This is a genomic window from Roseovarius sp. B08 (genome assembly GCF_051417955.1).
GTDB lineage: Bacteria > Pseudomonadota > Alphaproteobacteria > Rhodobacterales > Rhodobacteraceae > Roseovarius.
This window is the reverse complement of record NZ_JBPRLW010000001.1, coordinates 724,283-741,622: the sequence shown is the minus strand read 5'-3', so window position 1 is coordinate 741,622 and position 17,340 is coordinate 724,283. Positions and strand designations below refer to the sequence as shown.

Genomic DNA, 17,340 nt, shown 5'->3' with positions numbered 1-17,340 from the left:
GTTTTCCTGCCTTTTCAATTCCCACCGTGACTGTAGGTTTCCCTCGAAAGACGGGAACGATCCTTTGACACGCAGCTTCCTCGCCTGGATAACGGGCAGCGCCATCACCACTTTCGCCCGGCTCATCACCGCCGTGCGCGCCATCTGGGACGGCTCCGAGCCCGTGCCGACGCAGCGCGTCTATTTCGCCAATCACACCTCCAACGGCGATTTCATCCTGATCTGGACCGTGCTGCCGCCCACCTTGCGCGCCCAGACCAGGCCGGTCGCCGGTGCCGACTACTGGCTCACGTCGCCGCTGCGCAGCTTCATCGGCCGCGATGTCTTCAATGCCGTGCTGATCGACCGCAACGCCCAGGACCGCACCCGCGATCCGATGGACCTCATCCTGGAAGGGCTCGATACCGGCGCCTCGCTGATCATTTTTCCCGAGGGTACGCGCAACACCACGGGCAAGCCCCTTCTGCCCTTCAAGAGCGGCCTCTACAACATTTCCGACGCCCGTCCCGAGGTCGACCTCGTTCCCGTCTGGATCGACAACCTCAACGACGTCATGCCCAAGGGCAAACTCGTGCCGATTCCGCTTTTGTGCACCGTTACCTTCGGCGCGCCGATGCGGGCCGAGCCCGGCGAGGCGCGCAAGGATTTTCTGAAACGTGCCGAGGCCGCCCTGCTGGCACTGGCCCCTGCGGGTGACGCCGCCGAAGAGGCCCCCGCATGACCGAAACACATGCCGATTTCCTGACCGTTCTGGCCGGCATCCTCTGCGTCCTCATCGTGGCCAGCGGCCTCGGCTACGTGCTCAAGCAGCGCGTCGCGCCCGATGGCACCAACGCCACGATCGAGAACCTCAACGCCCGCATCCTCGCATGGTGGGGCATGACCGCCTTCCTCGCCGTGGCCTTCCTCGCCGGGCGCGGCGGCGTTATCGCGCTTTTCGCCTTCACATCCTTCGCCGCCCTGCGCGAGTTCGTCACCCTCACAACCCGCCGCGCCTCCGATCACTGGGCCATCGCGACCGCCTTCTTCGTGATCCTGCCCGCGCAATACCTGCTTATCTGGTACGAATGGTACGGCATGTGGTCGCTCCTGATCCCGGTCTACGCCTTCCTCATCCTTCCCATCATCGCGGTGCTGCAAGGCGACAGCCGCAACTTCCTCGTCCGCATCAGCCAGATGCAATGGGCGCTGATGATCTGCGTCTTCTGCGCCAGTCACGTGCCCGCGCTCCTCTTCCTCGACATTCCCGGCTTCGAGGCGCGCAACGTCCTGCTGATCGCCTTCCTCATCGTCGTGGTCCAGCTGTCGGACGTGCTGCAATACACCTGGGGCAAGCTTTTCGGCCGCCACCCGGTCGCGCCGTCGCTCTCGCCCTCCAAGACGTGGGAAGGGCTGGTCGGCGGGGTGGCGTCGGCCACGCTGATCGGCACGGCACTTTTCTGGATCACGCCCTTCACACCGCTGCAAGCGGCGGGCATGTCGCTCGTCATCACGCTTGCGGGGTTCTTCGGCGGGCTGGTGATGTCGGCGATCAAACGCGACCGCGGGGTCAAGGACTGGGGCCACATGATTGCCGGCCATGGAGGGTTCATCGACCGGCTCGATTCGGTTGTCTTCTCTGCCCCGCTGTTCTTTCACCTGACCCGGTACTACTGGTCGCTGACGTGAGCCTGCTGCGGTCGAATTTCGCGCACATGGCGGGCGGCTTCGTCCTGATGGGCGGCTGGGCCGTCTGGGCCAACTCCGCCCATCCGATGCCCGCGCCTTTGACCGCTGGTCTGGTTCAGGGCGTGCTGTCCGCTTGCATAACCCTGCTGCTGAAAACCGTGACCGAGCGCCTTCTGCCGCGCCTCTCCGGCGCGCCCGGCCTGGTCCTGCCCCCGCTCACCTGCGCCGCGCTATCGGTCACGCTTTTGTCGCTCGTGCATCATGCCGCCGGCACGCCCGAAATCACGACGACGCTCGCCCTGCCCGTCACGGTCGCGACCAGCTACGCCGCGCTCTACAATTACCGCCTGAGACATGCATCATGACCAACACCCGCCGCCCCCTGAACAGCCGCGACACCGGCTGGGCCCGCCGCATCGCCCGCTGGCTCGGCCGCACATCGCTGACGCCCAATCGCATCAGCCAGGGCTCGATCCTGTTCGCCGCCCTGGCCTGCCTGGCTTTCTGGGCCTCCGCCCATACCGCCGTGAACAGGGCCGTCGTCCTCCTGCTCCTTGCCGCGCTCTGCTGCCAGCTGCGGTTGCTGTGCAACCTCTTCGACGGAATGGTCGCCGTCGAAGGCGGCAAGTCCGAACCCGACGGCCCGTTCTGGAACGAGGCGCCGGACCGCGTCGCCGACCTTCTGATCCTCACCGGAGCGGGGCTGGCCACAGGGTATCTTGATCTCGGCCTGCTTGGCGGCGCGCTGGCAATCGCCACCGCCTATATTCGCGAACTTGGCCGGGCCGAAGGGTTGGGCTCCGATTTCTCCGGTCCGTTCGCCAAGCCTCAGCGCATGGCCGCCCTGACCGGCGGCGCGGTTCTGGCGGCTGTCGAGACCGGGCTTTGGGGCACTGCCCACGCGCTCCTTGTGGCGCTGGTCATCACTGTGCTCGGCACGGGCTGGACAGTTGTCTCCCGTTCGGTCCGCATGATCCGCGCCCTGAATGACCGCCCGACGGGCAGTTCCGGCACTTGATCCCGTCCGGGCGGGCTTCTAAACCGAACCGACCGCAACCGACCAAGGACCGCCCCGCGCCGTGACCGAGATCCCCCGCACGCCCCTCATCCTCGCCCTTGCCGGCCTTCTGCCGTTCGTCTGGAGCGCCGCGACCGTGCTGTCGCCGGGTCTGTCGGACTGGGCGCAGGGCACGCTGGGCGCGCGGTTCGTCGGGCCCTATACGGGCCTCTTCTATGGCACGGTGATCCTCAGCTTCATGTCCGGGGTTCTCTGGGGCTTTGCCACGAAGATGACCGGATCATCGGCCAATCTCGGCTACGTACTGTCTGTTCTGCCCGCGCTCTGGGTGTTCTTCACCACGGGCGGCGGGGCCCATAATGCCGGGGTCATGCTGCTGATTGGCTTCACCGGCATTCTCGGCCTCGACTGGTATTTCTGGCGCGCCGGCGCGGCACCCGGCTGGTGGATGCGCCTGCGCCTGACGATCACTGCCATGGTGCTGCTCTGCCTTGTCATCGGCCTGACGCAATGAGCCGCGACGCCGAGACCATCCGCGTCTACGGCGCCGAGGCCGCGCGCTATGCCGACGTGACGAAGGATGCCGCAAAGGACCCTGTCCTGCGCCTCTTTCTCGACCATCTCGCCATGGGCAGCCACGTACTCGACCTTGGCTGCGGCCCGGGCATCGCCTCGGCCGCCATGGCCGCTGCGGGCCATACGGTCACGGCCACGGATGCCACGCCCGAAATGGTCGCACTCGCCGCCGCTCAGCCGGGCGTGTTCGCCCGGCTCGCAACCTTCGACGACGTGACGGACGTGTCGGCCTATGACGCGATCTGGGCCAATTTCTCGCTGCTGCACGCCGCCCGTGCCGACCTGCCACGCCACCTCTTCGCGCTGGTCACAGCCCTGCGGCCCGGCGGGCTCTTTCATATCGGCATGAAGACCGGCGAAGGGTCTCAGCGCGACAGGATCGGCCGCCTTTACACCTATGTCACCGAGGATGAACTGACCGGCCTGTTGCAGGAGGCGGGCCTGACACCCTTCGAGACCCGAACCGGCGCAGACGCCGGCCTTGACGGCACCGTCGCACCCTGGGTCACGATCCTGGCAAGGAAGACCACCGATGGCTGATCTTTTCGCCTTTACCGACGGCGCCTGTTCCGGCAATCCCGGCCCGGGCGGCTGGGGCGCGCTGCTCCAGGCCAAGGAGGGCGATGCGGTCGTCAAGGAGCGCGAACTCAGCGGCGGCGAGGCCGAGACCACCAACAACCGCATGGAACTTCTGGCCGCGATCACCGCGCTGGAAACCCTGTCAAAGCCCACGCGGATCACCATCGTCACCGACAGCGCCTATGTGAAGAATGGCGTCACCGGCTGGATTCACGGCTGGAAGCGCAACGGCTGGAAGACGTCGAACAAGAAGCCGGTCAAGAACGTCGATCTCTGGCAGCGGCTGGACACGGCGGCCCGGCGCCACGACGTGACATGGGAATGGGTCAAGGGCCATGCCGGCCACCCCGAGAACGAACGCGCCGACGAACTGGCGCGCGCGGGCATGGCGCCGTTCAAACCGGGCAAGTCCCGCGCATGACCGTGCTCTTCCTGCTCGATCACGCCTCGGTGCTGATCTTCGCTCTTACCGGCGCTCTGGTGGCCTCCCGCGCGCAGCTCGACGTTGTGGGCTTTGCCTTCATCGCCTGTCTCACCGCGGTGGGCGGCGGCACGGTGCGCGACGTGCTTCTGGATCGCAACCCGATCTTCTGGATCGCCAACCCCAGTTTCATCGCCACGGCCTGTGCCGCAGCACTTCTGATCTTCTTCACCGCGCATCTGTTCGAGAGCCGGTACCGCCTGCTGTTGTGGCTCGACAGCCTGGCGCTGGCCGTGGCCGTGCCGGCGGGCGTCGGCACCGCGCTGGCGATGGCGCAGCCCTTGCCGATCGTGGTGATCATGGGAATGGTCACGGGTTGCCTTGGCGGTCTGATGCGGGACGTGGTGTGCAACGAACTGCCGCTGGTGCTGAAACAGGGCGAGCTTTACGTGACCGCCGCCTTCGCCGGATCGCTGGCCGCGATGGGGGCGCTCATGGTCACCGATCGCGAACTTTTCGCCCTTTTCGCCTGTGCCGGGGTAACCTGGGCCCTGCGCGCAGGCTCACTGGCCTTCGGCTGGCGTCTGCCGGTCTACCGGTCTCGCCCCCCGCGGGCCTGAGCTATTTCCGCGCCTTGTACGCCTGGTAGCCCCAGATCAGGACAAGCGCGCCCAGAACCGCGCCGATGATCCCGCCCAGAAGACCGAGAAACGCCAGGATGCCTTGCAGGATCAACCCACCCAGCAGCGCGCCGGCCATGCCGATGCCGATGGTCACGAGCGGGTCGGCGTCGAACCGCATGATCCGCGTCGCGAGATACCCCGCCACGGCCCCGATGATGATGAGATAGATCAGCCCCATGGCGGCCCTCCGTTGTCAGCGCCCGCGGCGCCAATGGGTCGGGATGACGATCAGCGCCCCGATCGACGAGATGATCGCATCCACCCCCGGCGCACCAAAGCGAAGCCCGAACATGATCCGCACGAAGTAGAACAGGAAGGCCCCGCCGACGCAGATGATGATGGATTGCAGGGTCCCGTTGCGGGTAAAGCCGGACTTCTCGCTGAGATATCCGACGATCCCGGCAATCACGACCGTTCCGAACAGTTGAAGGTACATGCGGCCTCGTCGCTTTGGCTGGCCGGATGCTGGCCTGTTTCGTGGCGGGACGCAAGCGCGTGTCGGCGCGTTTCGGATTGCGCGAGCGCAATCCGACCGGGGCGAGGGGCCAGCCCCTCGCGCTCCCCGGGATATTTGGGGCCAGAGGAAGGGGCGGGTCAGAGGCGGGTTCCCCTGGTCAGCGCAATGCCGCGCAGGAAGTCCGCCGTCGCCTGGGGCCCACGTCCGGCCTTTTGCAGGCGCAGGGCCCGGATCGCGCCCGTGCCGCAGGCAATCGTGAGCGCGTCGTCGAGAACCTCGCCGGGCGCGCCGCTGCCCGTGCCGATCCGCGAGGCAAGAAACTTGATCCGCGTGCCGTCGTGGTCGATCCACGCGCCGGGAAAGGGCGAGAGGCCGCGGATCTGACGGTCGATCTTTTCGGCAGGTCGGGTCCAGTCGATCCGCGCCTCGGCCTTGTCGATCTTGTCGGCATAGGTGACACCGTCCTCCGGCTGCGGCTCGGGCGTCAGATCCTTCAGTCGCGCAAGCGCCTCGGTGATGGCATCGGCGCCCATCCGGGACAAACGGTCATGCAGGGCGCCCGTGGTCTCCTCCACCCCGATCGGCGTCTCGCGGCGCAACAGGACAGGGCCCGTGTCCAGCCCTGCCTCCATCTGCATGATGCACACGCCGGTCTTGTCATCCCCCGCCATGATCGCCCGGTGAATCGGCGCCGCCCCGCGCCAGCGCGGCAGGAGGCTGGCATGGATGTTGAGACAGCCCTGCCTGGGCGAGTCCAGGATGGCTTGCGGCAGGATGAGGCCGTAGGCCACGATCACCGCCGCATCCGCCTCGAGCGCCGCGAACGCGGCCTGCTCATCGGCGCCTTTCAGGCTGACAGGATGGCGCACCCTCAACCGCAGCGCCTCGGCCCGCGCCTGCACCGGGCTGGGCCGGTCCTTCTTGCCGCGACCCGCCGGCCGGGGCGGCTGGCAATAAACCGCCGCGATCTCGTGGCCCGCCGCGACCAGCGCGTCGAGCGCCGGCACCGAAAACTCGGGCGTTCCCATGAAGATCAGGCGCATGACACTCTCCTGCCGTTGGTTCAGCGTCGCTTGGCCGCGCGGCGCAGCAGCATGTCACGCTTCATCTTGCTCAGTCGGTCGAAATACATCCGCCCGTCGAGGTGATCCACCTGATGCTGCACGCTGGTGGCCCAAAGGCCGACAAAATCACGCTCCTCGACCTCGCCATCCGCGTTCAGGAACCGCACCGTCACCGCGCGCGGGCGGCTGATCTTCGCGTGGACACCTGGCAAATTGGGGCTGGCCTCGTCATGGTCGCGCATCTCTATGCTGGAATGCAGGATCTCGGGGTTGGCCATGCGCACCGCCTGTCCGCGCGTGTCGCTGGCATCCACCACGGCCAGCCGGCGCATCACGCCGATCTGCACCGCGGCCAGGCCCACGCCGGGCATCGCGTCCATCGTCTCGATCATATCCTCCCAGATCGCTTGCTCGGCCTCCGTCACCGCCTTGACCTCCGCCGCGGGCGTGCGCAACCGCCTGTCCGGCCAGGGCACGAAAGGGCGCACGGCCACGGGGCTAGCCCCGCGCCTTTTCGCGCTTCAGCTTCTGCATCTTACGCGTGATCAGCTGGCGTTTCATCGGACCAAGGTAATCGATGAAGAGCTTGCCGTTCAGGTGGTCGATCTCGTGCTGCACGCAAGTGGCCCACAGCCCGTCGAACGTGTCGGACCGTTCGTTGCCGTCGCGGTCGATCCAGGTCACGTCCACCACCTTGGGGCGCGTCACCTCGGCGAACTGGTCGGGGATCGACAGGCACCCCTCCTCGTAGACGTTCGTTTCGTCCGACGACGCCACCACCTCGGGGTTGAACATCACCAGCGGGCGTGGCGGCTCGCCCGCCTCGTCATCCTTGGCGCAATCCAGCACGATCAAGCGGTTCATCACCCCGATCTGCGGCGCGGCCAGGCCGATGCCCGGCGCGTCATACATCGTCTCAAGCATGTCGTCGGCCAGCGCGCGCAAATCGTCGCTCAGGTCGGACACCGGGTCGCACACCTTTTTCAGACGCGGGTCGGGATGGATCAGGATCGGTCGCAGCATCGGCCCTATCTATGCGTTCGTGGCACTCTTTTGAAGCCGGGCACCCGGCCATCGCGCCAAATGCTTTAGGCGATTGCGCCCGCGCCTGCAACGCCATAGCTTGCGCCCAGGATCCAAGCCACCAACACCGGAGACAGCCTTGAATTTCGACGACCCGATCGACCGCCGCGGCAGCAACTGCAGCAAGTGGGACAAGATGGAACAGCTCTACGGCGTGCCGGCCGAGGATGGGCTGGCCATGTGGGTGGCCGACATGGATTTCCGCCCCCCGCAGTGTGTCAGCGATGCGCTGCGCGGGATGCTCGACCACGGTGTCTTCGGCTATTACGGCGATGACAGCGGGTATCGCAAGGCGATCACGTGGTGGATGGACACCCGCCACGGCTGGCAGGTGGATCCCTCCTGGATCTTTACCACCCACGGGCTGGTCAACGGCACGGCCATGTGCGTCGACGCGTTCACCCAGCCGGGCGACGGGGTGGTCCTCTTCACGCCGGTCTACCATGCCTTCGCACGGGTGATCACTGCGGCGGGACGGCGGGTGGTCGAATGCCCGCTGACGAACAACGAGGGCCGCTACGAGATGGATTTCGCCGCCTATGACGGCATCCTCGACGGGTCCGAGAAACTGCTGGTCCTGTGTTCGCCGCACAACCCGGGCGGGCGGGTCTGGACCAGGGAAGAATTGCAAGGCGTGGCCGAATTCGCCCGGCGGCACGACCTCGTCCTCGTGTCCGACGAGATTCACCACGACCTCGTCTTTCCGGGGCAAAACCATACCATCATGGCCCATATCGACGGGATCGCCGACAGGCTGGTGATGATGACCGCCACCACCAAGACGTTCAATATCGCGGGCGCCCATGTCGGCAACGTGATCATACCCGATGAAACCCTGCGTGGCCGCTTCGCCCAGCGCATGGCGGGGCTGGGTCTGTCACCCAACGCGTTCGGGCTTGTCATGGCCGAGGCCGCCTATTCGCCCGGCGGCGCGGAATGGGTGGACGCGCTGGTGCCCTATCTCGATGCGAACCGCAAGGCGTTCGACGCCGGCGTCAACGCCATTCCGGGCCTCAGCTCCATGCCGTTGGAGGCGACCTACCTGTCATGGGTCGATTTCTCCGGCACGGGCATGACTCCCGAAGAGTTCACCGCCCGGGTCGAAAAATCGGCAAAAATCGCGGCCAATCACGGGCCGACCTTCGGGACCGGCGGCGAAAGCTTCCTGCGCTTCAACATCGCCACGACCCGCGCGCGGGTAGAAGAGGCCGTTTCCCGGCTTCAGGACGCGTTTTCCGACCTGCAATAGCCTCTGACCGGATGCGCCCCGGTCGCCATCCCGGCACGGGGGCGCGCCGCGTCAGTCTTCCGCAATCAGCGCGACAGGCGCGTCGTCGGGGCGTTCGAAATCCACCGGCTGCTCGCCCGAGGCCTCGTTGACCACCTTCAACTCAAACCGGATCTCCCCGCCGTCCTCCTCGGACGCGACGATCAGGCACCGCTTGAGGTGACGCGCGCCGTCATAAAGGTCCACCAGCCCGCGCAGGTGTGGCGCCGCCCCGGCGGGCAGCGCGAAACCGTCGTGCCAGGCCCGCAGAACCGCATGGGATTGTGCGCCAGCCTCAACGCGCAACCGGTTGCTTTTTTGCCAGCCGCGCATCCGCGCCTCTTCGAGGCCCGCAAGAACTTCGGGGGAAAGAAAGGTCGTCATGTCCGGCATCCGAGCAGAGAATCGTCCCGACAGAATGTAAGGCTAAATCGTGACAGTCACGTAAAAATTTCGCCGCATTGCCGCAATGCAGACGCGGCGCGTCATTCCCCCAGCAGCCCGTCCAGCTGGTCGCCGAGATAATAGCACACGGCCACCTGCCCGCCGGCGCCATGCGGCCCCATGAAAACGCCGTCGGCATCCGATATATAGGCGCAGATCGCCTGGAATTCAGCCAGCCGCGTCGCATCCACCGGCCCGCCCCGGCTCAGCAGGTCCTCGATCTCCTGCCGTTCTCCGAACTGCTGCACCGCCCAGGCCGCCTGCTGCATCCGCAGGGGCACATCCGGATGCCCCCAGGCCCACATCCAGCTGCCATCGTCCGAATAGGTGCCGACCACCTGCGCCTGCGCCGCGGTCTCCTGACCGGTCTCGGACGAAAAGACAATGCGGCCCTTCTTTAGGTTCAGGCGAAACCCGGTCGAACCGTCCGGCGGCGGCGCACGGTCGCTGCCGGCCATGCGGGTCTTCAGGTAAAAGCCCGCGTTGACGGCCAGTTGGCGGTAGCTTTCGGGCAATTGCGTCGCCCCGGCATCCGCCTGGCGGCCGGCAAATTCCAGCAGGATCTCGTTCATGTCCTCGTTCCTTTCGGGATGGCGGGTGGGGCGCCGTTGCACCGCGGCGCAACCAGCGTCACCCGGCATCCTGTTCAGCGCTTCACCATGCTCCATTGCATGACGGGCGCCAGGGGCCGCCAGCGGGGCTCGCCATCCAGGACCTCCCCCGCTCGACCACCATTCTGACAAGGTCTCCGCCAAGCGCGCCAGCGAGATCCGACAGGACAGCTTCGGTTTCCGGCGTGTCCGCGTTCGCCACCAGCCGGCCCAGCGGGCGCAGCCGCGCCCACGCCGCGTCGAACACTGCCCGGTTCAGCCCTCCGCCGATGTACACGGCGTCTGGCGCAGGCAGCCCGCCCAGCGCGTCCGGCGCCGTTCCGTCGACGAGGTCCAGCTTCGGCACGCCCAGCGCCAGTGCGTTCGCAGCGGCCATCGCCCGGCGGTCGGCCCGCGGCTCGATCCCGATGGCCCGGGCATAGCGGGCGCCGCGCATCCATTCCACCGCGACCGAGCCGCACCCGGTGCCGATGTCCCACAGGACCGCACCGCGCATCGGCATCAGTTTGGCCAATGTCGCCGCGCGCACCTCTCTCGGGGTTACGGTGCCGTCATGGTCGAACAACGCGTCATCAAGTCCCGGCACCCGCGGCAGAAGGGCGGCGTCCGGCGTGGCCACGCACTCCACCGCCAAGGTGTTGAACGCCGGCACCTCATGGTCCCACGTGTCCGCCACGCCCTCGAACCGCGCCTCCTGGGTTCCACCCATCGCGGCCAGCACCGTCATGCGGGAGGCGCCAAACCCGCGCTCTGCCAAAAACCGCGCGATCCGGCCCGGCGTGCCGGCGCCGGTGGCCAGGATCAGCAACCGCGCATCCGGCTGGATGAAGGCGATCATCTGCTCCACCGGGCGGCCATGCACGGTCAGGGTTTCCACGTCCGGCAGGCTCCAGCCCATGCGGGCGGCGGCCAGCTGAAACGCGCTCACCTGCGGATGATACGTGATCTCCGCCGGATCGAGCACCCGCCCGATCCGGGCCCCGATGGAAAACCACAGCGGGTCGCCGGCGACCAGCATCACGACGCGCCGCCCGCGCAGGCCGCGCAAAAGGGTGATCAGGTCCTCGAATGACTCGGGCCACGCCACGCGCTCGCCCGCGCCGGGCAGGACCGGATGCCGGTCGCCACCCACGATGATCTCGGCCGCCTCGACCACGGCCCGGGTGGCAGGCAAGAGACCTTCCATGCCGTCCTCGCCGATGCCCGCCACATGCAACCAACGTGTATCCATTGCTCATCCATCCCCGGCGCGAGGGCCTTGCGGCGCGCTGCTCCACCTGTCGGCACGACACCTACATCAGGCATCGCGAACGGGCAAACCAAAGCGAACGCGCCGTCGCGGCTGGCCCACCTTGTGTATGTCTGCACAGGGTCTGCGCGGCCGAGGGGCCTGCCCGAAACCATCTTTGCCGCTATGTGTTGACCCACAGGCAAAGGAGGACCCGATGGGCGAACTGATAGACGGCGTCTGGCATAGCGGCTGGTACGACACCAAGAAACACGGCGGCGCGTTCAAGCGCGACACGTCGCAATTCCGGAACTGGATTACCGCCGACGGCAGCCCCGGCCCCAGCGGCGACGGCGGCTTCAAGGCCGAAGCGGGGCGCTATCACCTGTATGTCTCGCTGGCCTGCCCCTGGGCGCATCGGACGTTGATCTTCCGCCGGCTGAAGGACCTGACGGACCTCATCGACGTCTCGGTGGTCCACCCCGACATGCTGTCCGACGGCTGGACCTTCGACGATGACTTCCCCGGTGCGACCGGCGACAAGCTCTACGGCCTTCCTTTCGCGCGAGACATCTACATCCGCGCCGATCCCGAAACGACCGGCCACGTCACCGTGCCGATCCTGTGGGACATGCAGCGCGAAACCATCGTGTCGAACGAAAGCGCCGAGATCATCCGCATGTTCAACTCCGCCTTCGACGACATCACCGGCAACCGCGACGACTATTATCCGGCCGACCTGCGCGCGACGATCGACCCCATCAACGACCGCGTCTACGACACGGTGAACAACGGGGTCTACAAGGCGGGGTTCGCGACCACGCAAAAGGCCTATGACGAGGCCGTCGGACCGCTTTTCGACTCGCTGGACTGGCTGGAAGAGCTGCTATCCGAACGGCGCTACCTGGCAGGCAACCAGGTGACCGAGGCCGATTGGCGGCTTTTCACGACACTCATCCGCTTCGACAAGGTCTATCACGGGCATTTCAAGTGCAACCGCAACAGGATCGTCGATTTCCCTAACCTGTGGGGGTATCTGCGCGAACTCTATCAATGGCCCGAAGTGGCGATGACGGTGAACTTCGACCATATCACCCGGCACTATCATTACAGCCACGACACGGTGAACCCGCACCGCATCATTCCGATCGGCCCCGACCTTGACCTGACGGCGCCGCACGGGCGCGGCTGACCGACGCGATCAGGCGGCCTGCCAGCCGGGCGCGCCGCCTGAATTTGCGCGGACCGCAGCACCAGCGCCCGCGCCGGCTTCGCCTTGCGCGTCAAGGTGGAACCGCGTCACGAGGGCGTGCAATGTTTCGGCTTCATTCTTCAGGCTGGTGGAGGCTGCCGATGATTCCTCGACCATGGCGGCATTCTGCTGGGTGACATGATCCAGCTGCGCGACCCCGGTGTTCAGTTCGGCCAGGCTGGTTGATTGTTCATGTGCGCCGCTCGCGATGTCCGCGATCAGATCCGCGATGTTGCCCACCCGCGTGACGATGTCGGTCAGCGCGTCGCCGGCGTTGTTCACGAGCGAAACGCCGTTCTCCACATGCCGGCTGCCGGCTCCGATCAAGCCTCTGATCTCGCGCGCGGATTCGGCGCTGCGCTGCGCCAGCGCCCGGACCTCGGAGGCGACGACGGCAAATCCCCGGCCGGCGTCACCGGCGCGCGCCGCCTCGACACCGGCATTCAGCGCAAGAAGGTTGGTCTGGAATGCAATATCGTCGATCACCCCGACGATCTGGTTGATCTCGTCCGACGATTTCTTGATCTCCGTCATCGCGCCTATGGCATCGCGCACCACGTCACCGCTGGTTTCTGCGCGGCCACGCGTTTGCTGGGCTACGTCTTTCACACGCGTCGCACCTTCCGCGGCGGACCGCACGCTCGACGTCATTTCCTCGAGCGCCGCGGCGGTTTCCTCCAGAGTGGCGGCCTGTCCTTCGGTGCGGCGCGACAGATCCAGAGAACCGGCGCTCAGTTCCTCTGCGCGCAGATGGATCTCCGTCGCGTTCTCGGCCACCGCGCCGATCAGCTCACGCAGGCTCGTGACGGTCGTGTTGAAATCCCGACGCAGGCTGTCGTACCCCGCCGGGAAAGGCGTGTCGATCGTCTCGCGCAGGTTGCCGGCGGCAAGGGTGTTCAGCCGCTCGCGCAGAACGCCGACAATGTCCTGCACGTCGCGCTCGGCCTGCTGTGCCGCGTTCCGCGCGGTGTCCGCTTCTTTCGTCAGCCTCAGCGCCTCGCTGCGCTGGCCGATCATGGCCGCGCGGCGCCGGTTGGCATCCAGCATGGACAACGACAGCACACCGCCTTCGATCACGACGATCGTACCGTGCAGCGCCGTGCGTATCACGTTGCTCATCAACTCGGCCGAGGGATACACCATCGCCGGCACCGCCAGGGTCAGGCCAAGGTGATGCACCGCCGTCAGGCCGCAGGCCATGACGAGCACCCGGATGCTGCCCATGGTCGAAATCACCGCCAGCACGGCAAAGAACATCATGTGGGTGTCAATCTGCCAGGGATGTCCGGCCAATGCCGCCGTGAACAGCGCGCATTGCCCGACCAGGCCCGCGGCGATGAATGCGGCCGCCAGCCTGCTGCGCGAATGTTGCGCCAGTGCGCCCGCACCGGCAAAGCCGAAGGACATCAGCACGAGGGGCAGAACCGCGTTGCCGGCCAGCCATGCCGCAGCCCCCGGCAGCGGCGCCACGAGCATCAGCATGAGGCTCGCGAATTTCAAACGATTTCCGTCGTCGATCGGTTCGTCCCTGGTCATCTCAATACCCTTCGATCCCGCAAAGCGACGCAAGCGCCGTGGCGTCCATCACCGCCCAGGCGCCAGCCGGAACCACGTCTTCCGGCCTGTCGAGAACCGCCAGGCGCGCCAAGGGCGCGGAACCCGGCCCGATTTCACGCCCACCGGCCGCCGCGATGATCCTGGCCGGGTCTGCACCCCAGGGCGAAACCACGACCAGCGCCGGACGGCCCGCACGGGCCGGAGCGGACATCAACACCGTCACCGGCAGCGTCGCCAGAAGCTGCACCGCAACAAAGCCCGCAAGGCAGGTTTCCAAGATCCTCGAACGTCGCACGCCCCGGGTTTAGAGGCACAATCCCTAACAGGCGGTTTAGCCGGGCGGAAAAATCCGGTCAGGCTTTCGGATCGGTTAAGGCAAACCCCGCAAAAACCGGCCCCGAATCCCTTGACGGGGTGGTCCAATGGCCGTAAAGACGCGCAACGGAATTCAGGGCGCTGCCTATGGCGGTGCCCGTTTGTATTGAGAGGGTCCGCGCAAGCGGCCCGACAAAAACGAGGATGAACCCATGTCGCGCCGCTGCGAACTGACCGGAAAAGGCCCGATGGTTGGCAACAATTCCAGCCATGCCAACAACAAGACCAAGCGTCGCTACCTGCCCAACCTGAACGACGTGACCCTGCAGTCCGAAACGCTGGGTCGCGGCATCAAGCTGCGCATCACCGCCGCTGCCCTGCGCAGCGTCGATCACCGCGGCGGGCTGGACCGCTTCCTGGCCAAGGCCAAGGACACCGAGCTTTCGGACCGCGTGCTGAAGGTCAAGAAAGAGATCGCCAAGGCCCAGGCCGCCAACGCCTGATCGCCCCGGCGCATCGACAAGACGAAGGCCCTGCCATCCGGCGGGGCTTTTTCTTTGCACGAACCAGGTCGGGCCGCGGAAAAGCCCTGCGCGGCCTCCAATGTCCCATGGTGCATGGCACTTTCCTGAGCAAAGCAGCAGATTTTTTGGAACGTACGAGGCTCCAGTCGCGTTTATTCTTGATGTTTTCCAGCAGGAGGAGCCACTTCATGAAACAGAATCCGGAAATCGGTATCGAAGACACTCTGCAAGACACCGGACGCCGCGGTTTTCTCGGTCTTTCGGGCGTCGGTCTTGCCGCGGGGATCCTGGGCCTTGGACTACCGGTTCAGATGACGGCCACTCGCGCGCTGGCGCAGGGCAGCGGCCTGGACGGCAAGGATGGACTGGACGTGCTGAACGACAGACCGGTAAACGCCGAAACGCCGGCGCATCTTCTGGACGACGAAATCACGCCGACCGATCGCCATTTTGTCCGCAACAACGGGATCGTTCCCGCCGAGACTTCGGCCGAGAACTGGACCCTGATCATCGACGGCCTTGTGGACCAGACCATGGAAATGAGCATCGACGAGCTTCGGGAGAACTTCGATGTCGTGACGATGGCGCTGACGCTGGAATGCGGCGGAAACGGGCGTGCGTTTTTCGATCCACCCGCCTCCGGCAACCAATGGACGTACGGCGCGGTCGCGTGTTCGGAATGGACGGGCGTCCGCCTGCGCAACGTGCTCGAAGCCGCGGGTATCCAGGATGGCGTTGTCTATACCGGCCATTTCGGCGCGGACGCCCACCTTTCGGGCGATCCGGACAGGTCACCCCTCTCGCGCGGCCTGCCGATCGAGAAGGCGATGACCGACAACGTGCTGATCGCGTTCGAAATGAACGGAGAGCCATTGCACCCGCTGAACGGCGCGCCACTGCGGCTTGTCGTGCCGGGCTGGCCGGGCTCGTGCTCCCAAAAATGGTTGACGCGGATCACGCTCTTGGACCAGAAGCACGACGGAACCAAGATGGCGGCCCCGTCCTACAGCGTGCCGACCTATCCGGTCGCGCCGGGAACGGAGGTTCCGCTCGAGGATTTCGAGACCATCCATGCGATGCCGGTCAAATCCCTGATCACGCATCCTCAGGACGGCGCCGAGGTGGGGCAGGAGTTCGAGGTGCGCGGCCACGCTTGGGCCGGTGACCGCGAAGTGGAGCGGATGGAGGTTTCCGCCGACTACGGAGAAAGCTGGCAGGAGGCAGAACTGGATGATCCGGTGAACGACGGCGCCTGGCAGCACTGGCGGACCAACGTTACAGTTCCGCAGGCCGGCTACTACGAGATCTGGGCCCGGGCGACCGACACGGACGGTGTCATGCAGCCATTTGCGATAAAATGGAATCCGAAGGGATACCTCAACAATTCGTTCCACAAAGTCGCTGTTCAAGCTGGGAGTGCGTAACCAAAATGCGTTTGAATGCAATTATTGCAGCGGTGGCACTTGCCGCCGCTCCGCCCTCGGGGGGCGTCGCACAGGAAGACGAACATGACGATACCAAGGCAGATGTCGGAGACGTAGGCGCGCTTTACCCTGCACAAGGCGCGGGCGTGACCTACGACTATTGCGCAAGCTGCCACTCCGAGATGCTTGTCGCCCAACAGGGCCAGACCCGTGAAGGCTGGGATGAGCTGTTGATATGGATGGTGGAGAAGCAGGGCATGCAGCCCATTCCGGAAGAGGACCGAGAGGTCATTCTCGACTACCTTTCCACGCACTACAATACCGACCGACCGCATTTCCCACGCTGACACCCGCGGACGAGTCACACGCTGAAACCGTGGCCCAAAATAGACGCGTTTCGCCTTGACCTTGCTGCACCTTAGGCGGACCGCGCCACGCACCCAAATCGCCACTGGTCCCGGCGCGACCCGGCCCGTCAGCCGTCCACCGCCGCCCGGATCGCTTTCATGTTCTGCCCGTACACCTCGGGCTTCTCCACCGAACCACCCTTGAACACGGCGGATCCTGCCACCAGCACATCGGCCCCCGCCTCCACCACCAGCGGCGCGGTCTCGGGCGTCACGCCGCCGTCGATCTGGATATGCACCTCGCGGTCCCCGATCATCTGGCGCAGCCGGCGCGTCTTCTCGATCCCGGACGTGATGAACTTCTGCCCGCCAAAGCCGGGGTTCACCGTCATCAGCACCACCATGTCCACCATGTCGAGCACATACTCGATCGCCTCCAGCGGCGTGCCGGGATTGACGCAGACCCCCGCCTTGCACGCCGCCCCGCGGATGGCCTGCAAGGTGCGGTGGATATGCGGCCCGGCCTCCACATGTGCGCTTATCATGTCCGCGCCCGCCTCGGCATAGGCCTCGATATACTGATCCACCGGCGCAATCATCAGGTGCACGTCCATAAACGTTTTCACATGCGGCCGAAACGCCTTTACCGCCGGCGGGCCGAAGGTCAGGTTCGGCACGAAATGCCCGTCCATCACGTCCACATGCACCCAATCCGCGCCCTGCTCCTCAACCGCCCGGATCTCGGCCCCGAAATTGGCGAAATCGGCGGACAGGATGGATGGTGCAATCTTGACGGAACGGTCGAACGGCATGGCAGGCTCT

The 17,340-nt window shown here is 65.8% G+C and carries 23 protein-coding genes and 1 pseudogene; 13 read left to right on the top strand and 11 right to left on the bottom strand.

Annotated features, from left to right (window positions below; translation table 11 throughout):
* The first annotated feature begins 64 nt into the window (after positions 1-64).
* The 8 genes from ACSQ76_RS03760 to ACSQ76_RS03725 all read left to right on the top strand — a co-directional run bounded on the left by ACSQ76_RS03760 (position 65) and on the right by ACSQ76_RS03725 (position 4,882).
* A complete protein-coding gene (locus ACSQ76_RS03760) occupies positions 65-721 on the top strand; it encodes a lysophospholipid acyltransferase family protein (protein ID WP_437155519.1) in 657 nt (218 codons plus the stop codon).
* Positions 718-1,668, top strand: coding sequence for a phosphatidate cytidylyltransferase (locus tag ACSQ76_RS03755; RefSeq protein ID WP_437155518.1), 951 nt, complete (start codon positions 718-720; stop codon positions 1,666-1,668). Before ACSQ76_RS03760 ends, ACSQ76_RS03755 begins: the two co-directional genes overlap by 4 nt.
* Complete coding sequence (locus ACSQ76_RS03750) at positions 1,665-2,033, top strand: hypothetical protein (RefSeq protein WP_437155517.1); 369 nt, start codon at positions 1,665-1,667, stop codon at positions 2,031-2,033. The genes ACSQ76_RS03755 and ACSQ76_RS03750 overlap by 4 nt, the downstream gene beginning before the upstream one ends.
* Positions 2,030-2,686, top strand: a complete 657-nt coding sequence (locus ACSQ76_RS03745; protein WP_437155516.1) for a CDP-alcohol phosphatidyltransferase family protein — start codon at positions 2,030-2,032, stop codon at positions 2,684-2,686. Before ACSQ76_RS03750 ends, ACSQ76_RS03745 begins: the two co-directional genes overlap by 4 nt.
* Before the next feature lie 61 nt (positions 2,687-2,747).
* Entirely contained in the window at positions 2,748-3,200 is a 453-nt protein-coding gene (locus tag ACSQ76_RS03740; RefSeq protein WP_437155515.1) for a DUF3429 domain-containing protein, read from the top strand.
* Positions 3,197-3,802 carry a class I SAM-dependent DNA methyltransferase gene (locus ACSQ76_RS03735; protein ID WP_437155514.1) on the top strand — a complete coding sequence of 202 codons (606 nt, stop codon included), beginning with the start codon at positions 3,197-3,199 and terminating at the stop codon, positions 3,800-3,802. The genes ACSQ76_RS03740 and ACSQ76_RS03735 overlap by 4 nt, the downstream gene beginning before the upstream one ends.
* Positions 3,795-4,262 (top strand): ribonuclease HI, encoded by a 468-nt coding sequence (rnhA, locus tag ACSQ76_RS03730; protein WP_437155513.1) that lies wholly within the window; start codon positions 3,795-3,797, stop codon positions 4,260-4,262. The genes ACSQ76_RS03735 and rnhA overlap by 8 nt, the downstream gene beginning before the upstream one ends.
* Complete coding sequence (locus ACSQ76_RS03725; protein WP_306128452.1) at positions 4,259-4,882, top strand: trimeric intracellular cation channel family protein; 624 nt, start codon at positions 4,259-4,261, stop codon at positions 4,880-4,882. Before rnhA ends, ACSQ76_RS03725 begins: the two co-directional genes overlap by 4 nt.
* A 1-nt stretch (position 4,883) precedes the next feature.
* Here ACSQ76_RS03725 and ACSQ76_RS03720 read toward each other — a convergent pair whose 3' ends face one another.
* From ACSQ76_RS03720 to def (ACSQ76_RS03700), 5 genes are all read right to left on the bottom strand, one after another.
* Positions 4,884-5,123 (bottom strand): GlsB/YeaQ/YmgE family stress response membrane protein, encoded by a 240-nt coding sequence (locus ACSQ76_RS03720; RefSeq protein WP_437155512.1) that lies wholly within the window; start codon positions 5,121-5,123, stop codon positions 4,884-4,886.
* Positions 5,124-5,138: 15 nt separating this feature from the next.
* Positions 5,139-5,381, bottom strand: coding sequence for a hypothetical protein (locus ACSQ76_RS03715; RefSeq protein WP_437155511.1), 243 nt, complete (start codon positions 5,379-5,381; stop codon positions 5,139-5,141).
* A gap of 158 nt (positions 5,382-5,539) precedes the next feature.
* Positions 5,540-6,445: a methionyl-tRNA formyltransferase gene (gene fmt / locus ACSQ76_RS03710; protein WP_437155510.1), complete on the bottom strand. Its 906-nt coding sequence runs from the start codon at positions 6,443-6,445 to the stop codon at positions 5,540-5,542.
* A 20-nt stretch (positions 6,446-6,465) separates the two neighbouring features.
* Positions 6,466-6,960: a peptide deformylase gene (gene def / locus ACSQ76_RS03705; RefSeq protein WP_437155509.1), complete on the bottom strand. Its 495-nt coding sequence runs from the start codon at positions 6,958-6,960 to the stop codon at positions 6,466-6,468.
* A gap of 4 nt (positions 6,961-6,964) precedes the next feature.
* Positions 6,965-7,489: a peptide deformylase gene (gene def, locus ACSQ76_RS03700; RefSeq protein WP_437155508.1), complete on the bottom strand. Its 525-nt coding sequence runs from the start codon at positions 7,487-7,489 to the stop codon at positions 6,965-6,967.
* 139 nt (positions 7,490-7,628) lie between these two features.
* Between def (ACSQ76_RS03700) and ACSQ76_RS03695 the strand changes: the two genes are divergently transcribed.
* Entirely contained in the window at positions 7,629-8,798 is a 1,170-nt protein-coding gene (locus ACSQ76_RS03695) for a MalY/PatB family protein (RefSeq protein WP_437155507.1), read from the top strand.
* A 51-nt stretch (positions 8,799-8,849) separates the two neighbouring features.
* On the opposite strand, the gene ACSQ76_RS03690 is transcribed toward ACSQ76_RS03695, so the two are convergent.
* The 3 genes and pseudogenes from ACSQ76_RS03690 to cbiE form a co-directional block, all read right to left on the bottom strand.
* Positions 8,850-9,200: a hypothetical protein gene (locus ACSQ76_RS03690; protein WP_306128460.1), complete on the bottom strand. Its 351-nt coding sequence runs from the start codon at positions 9,198-9,200 to the stop codon at positions 8,850-8,852.
* Between the two features lie 101 nt (positions 9,201-9,301).
* Positions 9,302-9,832, bottom strand: coding sequence for a DUF6882 domain-containing protein (locus ACSQ76_RS03685; RefSeq protein ID WP_437155506.1), 531 nt, complete (start codon positions 9,830-9,832; stop codon positions 9,302-9,304).
* A 74-nt stretch (positions 9,833-9,906) separates the two neighbouring features.
* Positions 9,907-11,102 (bottom strand): annotated as a pseudogene (gene cbiE, locus ACSQ76_RS03680) (precorrin-6y C5,15-methyltransferase (decarboxylating) subunit CbiE).
* Between the two features lie 214 nt (positions 11,103-11,316).
* Here cbiE and ACSQ76_RS03675 point away from each other — a divergent pair.
* A complete protein-coding gene (locus ACSQ76_RS03675) occupies positions 11,317-12,291 on the top strand; it encodes a glutathione S-transferase family protein (RefSeq protein WP_437155505.1) in 975 nt (324 codons plus the stop codon).
* Positions 12,292-12,300: 9 nt separating this feature from the next.
* On the opposite strand, the gene ACSQ76_RS03670 is transcribed toward ACSQ76_RS03675, so the two are convergent.
* A complete protein-coding gene (locus tag ACSQ76_RS03670; protein WP_437155504.1) occupies positions 12,301-13,887 on the bottom strand; it encodes a methyl-accepting chemotaxis protein in 1,587 nt (528 codons plus the stop codon).
* A gap of 1 nt (position 13,888) precedes the next feature.
* Positions 13,889-14,185, bottom strand: a complete 297-nt coding sequence (locus tag ACSQ76_RS03665) for a hypothetical protein (RefSeq protein ID WP_306128465.1) — start codon at positions 14,183-14,185, stop codon at positions 13,889-13,891.
* A gap of 250 nt (positions 14,186-14,435) precedes the next feature.
* Here ACSQ76_RS03665 and rpmB point away from each other — a divergent pair, with 250 nt between their 5' ends.
* The 3 genes from rpmB to ACSQ76_RS03650 all read left to right on the top strand — a co-directional run bounded on the left by rpmB (position 14,436) and on the right by ACSQ76_RS03650 (position 16,518).
* Entirely contained in the window at positions 14,436-14,726 is a 291-nt protein-coding gene (rpmB, locus tag ACSQ76_RS03660; protein WP_057791083.1) for a 50S ribosomal protein L28, read from the top strand.
* A gap of 107 nt (positions 14,727-14,833) precedes the next feature.
* On the top strand, positions 14,834-16,171 hold the full coding sequence (locus ACSQ76_RS03655) for a sulfite oxidase (RefSeq protein ID WP_437155503.1): 1,338 nt from the start codon (positions 14,834-14,836) through the stop codon (positions 16,169-16,171).
* 5 nt (positions 16,172-16,176) lie between these two features.
* Complete coding sequence (locus ACSQ76_RS03650) at positions 16,177-16,518, top strand: aldehyde dehydrogenase (RefSeq protein ID WP_437155502.1); 342 nt, start codon at positions 16,177-16,179, stop codon at positions 16,516-16,518.
* A gap of 128 nt (positions 16,519-16,646) precedes the next feature.
* On the opposite strand, the gene rpe is transcribed toward ACSQ76_RS03650, so the two are convergent.
* Entirely contained in the window at positions 16,647-17,330 is a 684-nt protein-coding gene (gene rpe, locus ACSQ76_RS03645; protein ID WP_437155501.1) for a ribulose-phosphate 3-epimerase, read from the bottom strand.
* Positions 17,331-17,340: the final 10 nt, after the last annotated feature.

Excerpts from the sequence above, each read along its gene's own strand:
- ACSQ76_RS03755 (WP_437155518.1), top strand. The coding sequence starts at position 718 with ATGACCGAAACACATGCCGATTTCCTGACCGTTCTGGCCGGCATCCTC.
- ACSQ76_RS03720 (WP_437155512.1), bottom strand. The coding sequence starts at position 5,123 with ATGGGGCTGATCTATCTCATCATCATCGGGGCCGTGGCGGGGTATCTC.
- ACSQ76_RS03655 (WP_437155503.1), top strand. The coding sequence starts at position 14,834 with ATGGTGCATGGCACTTTCCTGAGCAAAGCAGCAGATTTTTTGGAACGT.
- rnhA (WP_437155513.1), top strand. The coding sequence starts at position 3,795 with ATGGCTGATCTTTTCGCCTTTACCGACGGCGCCTGTTCCGGCAATCCC.
- ACSQ76_RS03650 (WP_437155502.1), top strand. The coding sequence starts at position 16,177 with ATGCGTTTGAATGCAATTATTGCAGCGGTGGCACTTGCCGCCGCTCCG.
- ACSQ76_RS03690 (WP_306128460.1), bottom strand. The coding sequence starts at position 9,200 with ATGACGACCTTTCTTTCCCCCGAAGTTCTTGCGGGCCTCGAAGAGGCG.
- def (WP_437155508.1), bottom strand. The coding sequence starts at position 7,489 with ATGCTGCGACCGATCCTGATCCATCCCGACCCGCGTCTGAAAAAGGTG.
- fmt (WP_437155510.1), bottom strand. The coding sequence starts at position 6,445 with ATGCGCCTGATCTTCATGGGAACGCCCGAGTTTTCGGTGCCGGCGCTC.
- rpmB (WP_057791083.1), top strand. The coding sequence starts at position 14,436 with ATGTCGCGCCGCTGCGAACTGACCGGAAAAGGCCCGATGGTTGGCAAC.
- ACSQ76_RS03670 (WP_437155504.1), bottom strand. The coding sequence starts at position 13,887 with ATGACCAGGGACGAACCGATCGACGACGGAAATCGTTTGAAATTCGCG.
- ACSQ76_RS03715 (WP_437155511.1), bottom strand. The coding sequence starts at position 5,381 with ATGTACCTTCAACTGTTCGGAACGGTCGTGATTGCCGGGATCGTCGGA.
- ACSQ76_RS03685 (WP_437155506.1), bottom strand. The coding sequence starts at position 9,832 with ATGAACGAGATCCTGCTGGAATTTGCCGGCCGCCAGGCGGATGCCGGG.
- ACSQ76_RS03735 (WP_437155514.1), top strand. The coding sequence starts at position 3,197 with ATGAGCCGCGACGCCGAGACCATCCGCGTCTACGGCGCCGAGGCCGCG.
- rpe (WP_437155501.1), bottom strand. The coding sequence starts at position 17,330 with ATGCCGTTCGACCGTTCCGTCAAGATTGCACCATCCATCCTGTCCGCC.
- ACSQ76_RS03725 (WP_306128452.1), top strand. The coding sequence starts at position 4,259 with ATGACCGTGCTCTTCCTGCTCGATCACGCCTCGGTGCTGATCTTCGCT.
- ACSQ76_RS03745 (WP_437155516.1), top strand. The coding sequence starts at position 2,030 with ATGACCAACACCCGCCGCCCCCTGAACAGCCGCGACACCGGCTGGGCC.
- ACSQ76_RS03675 (WP_437155505.1), top strand. The coding sequence starts at position 11,317 with ATGGGCGAACTGATAGACGGCGTCTGGCATAGCGGCTGGTACGACACC.